The following is a 6,020-nucleotide window of genomic DNA, read 5'->3' as shown; positions in this document are numbered from 1 at the left end:
GCCGATCTCGAAGGTGCGGCTTCCCGCCTCGCCGGTGAGCTGGTCGTCCAGGGACACCTCCAGGCCGGAGCGCGGAGCACCGTCGGCGCCCACGTAGCCGATGATCGACCCGGCCACGGGTCCGGCGGGGTAGGTGCGCACACTGGTCATGTCCGCGTACACGCCCGGGATGCCGACGGCCAGTGCCCTGTCCTTGACCTCCGGCGTGACGGACTTCGCCACGTAGTTGAAGGACTTGTCCCCCATGATGGACGCCTCGAGCGTTCCCGCGTCGATGCCGAGCACGGCCGAGAGCTCGGCGAATCCCTGGTCCATCGGGATGTCCATCTCGCGCTCGTCGGAACCGGCCGGTGTCCGGTCGAAATCGTCGACGGCACTGAGCCGCTGGTCCACCACGATGTCGTAGCGCTCCACGCTGCGAGCGAAGTACTTTCCGTTCATGTCCACGATCGAGCCGCGGATGGGCTGCACGGCGGTGCTGGTGAGCCGCTTGGACAGCCCTGCCTGCGCCATGCCGTTGAGGTCCAGCGCCTGGAGCTGGAACAGGCGTACGCCGAGGACCAGGAGCAGCACGAGGACGAAGGCCAGTCCCACGCGGAGGCGCGTCGACCCGAGGGCCAGTCGGAGGCTGTCGGGGCTGCCGATGCGTGCAGGGGTCACGGGGAATCCTTGTCGAGACAGTACGGGCGGTGCGTCGGGCTGGGGCTGAGGCGCCGCCTGCTACCGGTCGGTGCCGGCCTGCTCGGGACCGGGGATCGTCCCCGATGCCACGCTCCCCGCGTCTCCGTCCGTGGAACCGTCCGCAGCGACGCCGGTGTCGCCTCCGGCCGTCTCCTCGACCGGTTCCGCCGGGGGCACCTCGACGGCCACCGGGACGGGCTGCTCCGTGACGAGGTTCGGTGCGGCGATCAGGACCTCGGGCTTGCGGCCCTCCACCGCGGGTTCCGGAGTGCCCGTCACCTTCTTCGTCTCGAGCTCGATCGTCCCGAAGGTCGGGGAGGACACCATGCCGAGTTTCGTGGCGGCGGCCGCGAGGTTCTGCGGGGCCTCCTTGCCCTCGATCTCGAGGACGAGCGCCTCGTTCTGCTGGCTGAGGGCCACCTGCTGGTTCCGCAGCTGGACGAGTTCGTACTGCGTCCCGGAGACCGAGATGTTGAGCATCAGGACCGCGGCGAGGGCAGCACCGAGGACGAGCAGGCTGAAGACCGCCAGGGGCATCCTCCGGCGGGCAGGACGCGCTGGGACCACCGACAGGGGGGTGCGGGTCTTATGCGTCGTGCCGGTCGGGGTGCCGGCCGTGGTGCCGGCCAGGCGCCCCGGGGCGAGGGCGAGCGCGCCGCTCCCGGAGAAGGCCGCAGTGCCGTGTCGCTTCTCGACTGTCAATGCCTGGCTCATCTGTTCTTCCTGTCGACGGGTCCTGCTTTGATTCGTTCAACTGCCCGGAGCTTGGCCGAGGCCGCTCGCGGATTCTCTTCGACCTCCGCTGCCGTGGGCGCCTCGGTGCCACGTGTCAGGGAGCGGAGGTAGGCCTTGTGCTCCTCGAGTTCCACCGGGAAACCGACCGGCGCCGAGGATCGGGTTCCTGCGGTGAACGCGCTCTTGACGATGCGGTCCTCGAGGGAGTGGTAGGACATCGCGACGACACGGCCTCCGGTCACGATCGAGTCGACGGCCGCGGGGACGGCCCGTTCGAGGACGGTCAGTTCCTCGTTGACCTCGATCCGCAGCGCCTGGAAGGTCCGCTTGGCCGGATGTCCACCCGTTCGCGCGGCCGCGGCGGGAACGACACTGCGGATCACCTCCACGAGCTGGGCGGTCGTACGGAGGGGTTCGGCCTGCCGCGCCTGCACGATCGCCGTGGCGATGCGGCCGGCGAACTTCTCCTCGCCCCACGTGCGGATGATGCGCAGCAGGTCTTCCGCGGCGTAGGTGTTCACGACCTCGGCCGCGGTGATCCCCCTGCTCGTGTCCATGCGCATGTCGAGCGGCGCGTCGAAGGAGTAGGCGAAACCGCGGTCGCGCTCGTCGAGCTGGAGCGACGAGACGCCCAGGTCGAAGAGGACGCCGTCCACCCCGTCGATCCCGAGGTCGGCCAGCACCTCGGGCAGTTCGTCGTAGACGGCGTGCACCAGGTCGGTTCGGTCCGCGAAGGCGGCGAGACGCTCGCCGGCGAGCTCGAGGGCCTCCGTGTCCCGGTCGATCCCCACGAGGTGTGCCGAGGGGAACCGCTCCAGCATGCTCTCCGCATGGCCGCCCATGCCGAGGGTCGCATCGACGACGACGGCCCGGCGCCCGGCGGCTTCGGCGGAGGCCACGGACGGAGCGAGGAGGGAGACGCAGCGGTCGCGGAGGACGGGAACGTGTCGCTCGTCCGTCGGCCGGTCATCGCGCATCCAGCCTCTCCCTCCTGCAGCTCGTGGTACATCGTGTCGGTGTTTCCCTGCAGGCTGCCGGAAGGAGGGTCCGGCTTCTTGAATCAGACCCCCATCCGGCCGGATCGTCGTCGCCTGGCTCCGGGGAAGTGGAGCCAGGTGGCGAATCGTATCCGGCGGCTGGAGATCTCATCCAAGAGACGTTGCCCACCCGCGTCGTCATTACTGCGTTCTTGTCCTGCTGGTCCTGCTGGTCCTGCTGGTCGGTCAGATGATGCCCGGGAAGGCATCCTCGTCCGTCTCCGAGAAAGCCGTCTCCTTCTCGTCGAGGTAGGACTCCCACGCCTCCGCGGCCCAGATCTCCGCACGGCTCCCAGCACCGATCACGGCCAGGTCCCGGTCGAGTCCCGCGTACGTGCGCAGTGCCGGAGGTATGGTGATCCTGCCCTGCTTGTCCGGCACCTCGTCCGAGGCCCCCGACAGGAAGATGCGGTTGTAGTCCCTCGCCTGGCGTGACGAGATCGGTGCGGCCCGCATCTGCTCGTGAACCCTCTCGAACTCACTCATGCTGAAGACGTAGATACAGCGCTCCTGGCCCCTCGTGAGGACCAGTCCCTCGCTCAGTTCCTCGCGGAACTTCGCAGGGAGGATGAGCCTTCCCTTCTCGTCGAGGCGGGGGGTGTGAGTTCCGAGGAACATCCCTGACCGCCTGTTCTGAGTCCGCCAAGCCCAGCCCGTTGCTGCCTTGCTCTTATGTTCCCCACTTTACTCCACAACCCTCCCCGGTCAATGCATGCCGGTCCCCGGCGCGCCCTCCGACTCCCGTCGCAGCGAGCGCCGACGCGGGGCAGGACACGGAGGCGGCGGTGGTGCATCCCGTGGAGGGAAGTGGAGGCCCGGTGGGCGGGAAGAGGGTGCAGGACGGCGGCGCATGGTGCCCGACCGGGGGGAGGCAGCACTTAAAAGGAAAGAACCCGCCGAAGCGGGTTCTTTCCTTCCATCCGGCCGACGAGGGCTCGGACGATGCCGGTTCCGGCAGGTCCTGCTAGGTCTGGTCCCGCTTGCGCTCGTCCCACTTGTCCTCGAGGCTGGACATGAATCCGCTCTTGCCTCCCGAGGGGGCGTTCGACGGCCTGCCGATGGGTTGTCCTGCCTCCACCTGCTTCGACTTCGTGGTCGCGAAGTACACGCCCGCACCCATGATCAGGAATCCTGCCACCCCGATGAAGATGTTCTGGTAGACGATGCCGGCGAGAAGGACCAGGATCCCCGCGATCGTGATGAGCGAACCGATGACCAGGCGCCGGGTCGACATCGACTTCCGGGTGTCCGAGGCCATCGAGTGCGCGAACTTGGGATCGTCGGCATGCAACTGCTGTTCAAGCTGATCAAGCAACCTCTGCTCGTGTTCCGAGAGTGCCATGACCGCCTCCTTGATGTGGGTACCAACGTTCCTCCACCCAACCAACGCTCCGGACGCGGGCCAGGTTCCCGGCGGAAGGGTCGGCGACCCCAGGCTCCGGACGGCGGATTTGCGTACTCGACGGCAGTTGGACTACCTACTTAAAGACTAGTTTGCTACGTGGTGGGCGCAAAGTCACAATGCGGTGTTGATCGGCTTCTCCGCACAGTGTTATCGGGCACTCAAGCCGCGGGATCGCGCGGGTTCCGCCGCTCGCCGGCACGTCCGCCCGGGCGCGATCCGGACGGGCCGCCCGCCCCGGCGCCCGCACCTCCTCCATCGGGCGCAGCGGGACGTCCGCCGGACCCGTTCGCGGGTCGTCCGCGGCCCTTCGCGGAGAGGAGCCCCGCCGGCACCACGCCGGCCTCACCGAACTTCCGGTTCACATCGTCCAGGGCCCGTTCGGCGATCCGCCAGTTGTCGTCCTTGCGGTCGATCGTCAGCTGGCTGGACCCGTCCCCTCCTCCCTGGAGGGACTCGGCGCGGAGTCCGATCAGCCGGACGGCCATCGGACGATCGCCCAGGGCGGCGAGCAGCGCCGTCGCGGCCGCGTACAGCGCGTTCGCGCTGTCCACGGGTTCGTCGAGCTTCTTCGACCGGGTGAGCGTGGAGAAGTCGGCGTACCGGAGTTTCAGGGCGACTCCCCCGGCCCGGACCCCGGAAGCCCGGAGCCTCGTCCCCGTCCGGTGCGCAAGCCTCAGGAGTTCGCGCCGCAGGACGTCGGAATCCTCGATGTCGCGGGAGAACGTCTCCTCCGCACCGATGCTCTTCTCGGGCCGCGAGACCACGACCCTCCGCGGGTCACGGCCCCAGGCCAGGTGGTGGACATGCTCGCCCGACGCGCCCAGCAGCCTCTTCAGCGTGGACAGGGGCGTGTGGGCGACGTCCTCGACGGTGCGGATGCCGATCCGGGCCAGGACCTCCTGCGTCTTCGCGCCGACTCCCCACAGGGCCGAGACGGGCAGCGTGTGCAGGTACGCCACGGTCTGGTCCCCGGGGATGAGCAGCAGGCCGTCGGGCTTCGCCCGGGTCGACGCGATCTTCGCGACGAACTTCGTGGTGGCCGCCCCGACGCTCGCCGTGATGCCGAGGCTCGACTGGATCTCCGCCCTCACCTGCTCGCCGATCTCGCGTGGCCCGCCGAGGCGACGGATGGAACCCGCGACATCGAGGAAGGCCTCGTCGACGCTGAGCTGCTCGACCTCGGGGGTGACCGAACGGAAGATGCGCATGATCTGCGCAGACACCTCGGCGTACCGTCCGTGGTGGGGTGGCAGGATGACGGCTGTCGGGCACTGCCGCATCGCCACGGACATCGGCATCGCGGAGCGGACCCCGAACCTGCGCGCCTCGTACGAGGCCGACAGGACGACGGAGCGTCCGGACGGCGAGCCGACGATGACGGGCACCCCGTGCAGATGCGGATGGTCGAGGAGCTCGACGGAGACGTAGAAGGCATCCATGTCGATGTGCAGGATGTGGCACTCGGCGTGCTCCGCCGCCGTCCTCCGCTCGTCCTTTGACACCGATACATCGTACGCAGCACCACCGACAGGTCCTCATCGGAGAGCCTCCGACCGTCCGGTGAGGTTCTTACCGCGCCCGGTCGGCGGGTAGCCGGCCAGCAGTGCCGCTCGGCGCCGCCGGTTAGAGTGGGAGCACCACGACCAGCCGAGCTGCCCGGGAGATCCATGCTGTCCGCACCTGCCACCCCCGACCAGGGCGGCCCTGTTCCCGATGCCATCACCGCCGAGCAGGAGCGGTTCCGCTCCTCCCTCACCCGGACCATCGAGGAGTTCCTGGCCGAACAGCGGGATGTCCTGGCCGCCATCTCCGACGAATCCCTGCCCCTCATCGCGAGTATCGCGACGCTGACGGGCGGGGGGAAGCGGATGCGTGCGCTGCTGTGCTACTGGGGATGGCGTGCGGCAGGCGGGTCGCCCTCCTCGCCGGCGCCCGTCGTCGCGGGGACCGCGCTCGAGTTCTTCCAGGCGGCGGCACTGATCCATGACGACATCATCGACCGTTCGGACACGCGCAGGGGGCGCCCCAGCGTGCACCGGCAGTTCAGCGGGCGGCATGCCGACGCGGGGTGGCACCTCGATCCGGAACGCTTCGGCGTGTCGGCGGCGATCCTCGCCGGCGATCTCTGCCTCGCGTTCAGCGAGGAACTGTTCACGGCGTCG

At 68.9% G+C, this 6,020-nt stretch carries 6 protein-coding genes and 1 pseudogene; 1 reads left to right on the top strand and 6 read right to left on the bottom strand.

Features of this window, described 5'->3' with window-relative positions; all coding sequences use genetic code 11:
- The 6 genes and pseudogenes from CVO76_RS14760 to dinB form a co-directional block, all read right to left on the bottom strand.
- Positions 1-660: pseudogene (locus tag CVO76_RS14760) on the bottom strand (peptidoglycan D,D-transpeptidase FtsI family protein); the annotation flags it as partial.
- A gap of 60 nt (positions 661-720) precedes the next feature.
- Positions 721-1,395 carry a hypothetical protein gene (locus CVO76_RS14755; RefSeq protein WP_208739930.1) on the bottom strand — a complete coding sequence of 225 codons (675 nt, stop codon included), beginning with the start codon at positions 1,393-1,395 and terminating at the stop codon, positions 721-723.
- Positions 1,392-2,393, bottom strand: a complete 1,002-nt coding sequence (rsmH, locus tag CVO76_RS14750; RefSeq protein ID WP_133081655.1) for a 16S rRNA (cytosine(1402)-N(4))-methyltransferase RsmH — start codon at positions 2,391-2,393, stop codon at positions 1,392-1,394. Before rsmH ends, CVO76_RS14755 begins: the two co-directional genes overlap by 4 nt.
- 246 nt (positions 2,394-2,639) lie before the next feature.
- Positions 2,640-3,071, bottom strand: coding sequence for a division/cell wall cluster transcriptional repressor MraZ (gene mraZ, locus CVO76_RS14745; RefSeq protein WP_133081654.1), 432 nt, complete (start codon positions 3,069-3,071; stop codon positions 2,640-2,642).
- A 346-nt stretch (positions 3,072-3,417) separates the two neighbouring features.
- Positions 3,418-3,795 carry a DUF3040 domain-containing protein gene (locus CVO76_RS14740; protein ID WP_133081653.1) on the bottom strand — a complete coding sequence of 126 codons (378 nt, stop codon included), beginning with the start codon at positions 3,793-3,795 and terminating at the stop codon, positions 3,418-3,420.
- Between the two features lie 221 nt (positions 3,796-4,016).
- On the bottom strand, positions 4,017-5,297 hold the full coding sequence (gene dinB, locus CVO76_RS14735; protein WP_133081937.1) for a DNA polymerase IV: 1,281 nt from the start codon (positions 5,295-5,297) through the stop codon (positions 4,017-4,019).
- A gap of 228 nt (positions 5,298-5,525) precedes the next feature.
- Here dinB and CVO76_RS14730 point away from each other — a divergent pair.
- Positions 5,526-6,020, top strand: a 495-nt coding sequence (locus CVO76_RS14730) for a polyprenyl synthetase family protein (protein WP_208739929.1), incomplete at its 3' end; no start/stop codon positions are given.

Source organism: Arthrobacter agilis (assembly GCF_002953615.1).
Taxonomy (GTDB): Bacteria; Actinomycetota; Actinomycetes; order Actinomycetales; family Micrococcaceae; genus Arthrobacter_D; species Arthrobacter_D agilis_B.
Note: the sequence above shows the minus strand (reverse complement) of the source record. Positions and strands in the feature narration are given on the sequence as shown.

Bases quoted from the DNA above. Each gene is read 5' to 3' on its own strand.
- CVO76_RS14755 (WP_208739930.1), bottom strand. From the start codon at position 1,395: ATGAGCCAGGCATTGACAGTCGAGAAGCGACACGGCACTGCGGCCTTC.
- rsmH (WP_133081655.1), bottom strand. From the start codon at position 2,393: ATGCGCGATGACCGGCCGACGGACGAGCGACACGTTCCCGTCCTCCGC.
- mraZ (WP_133081654.1), bottom strand. From the start codon at position 3,071: ATGTTCCTCGGAACTCACACCCCCCGCCTCGACGAGAAGGGAAGGCTC.
- CVO76_RS14740 (WP_133081653.1), bottom strand. From the start codon at position 3,795: ATGGCACTCTCGGAACACGAGCAGAGGTTGCTTGATCAGCTTGAACAG.
- dinB (WP_133081937.1), bottom strand. From the start codon at position 5,297: ATGGATGCCTTCTACGTCTCCGTCGAGCTCCTCGACCATCCGCATCTG.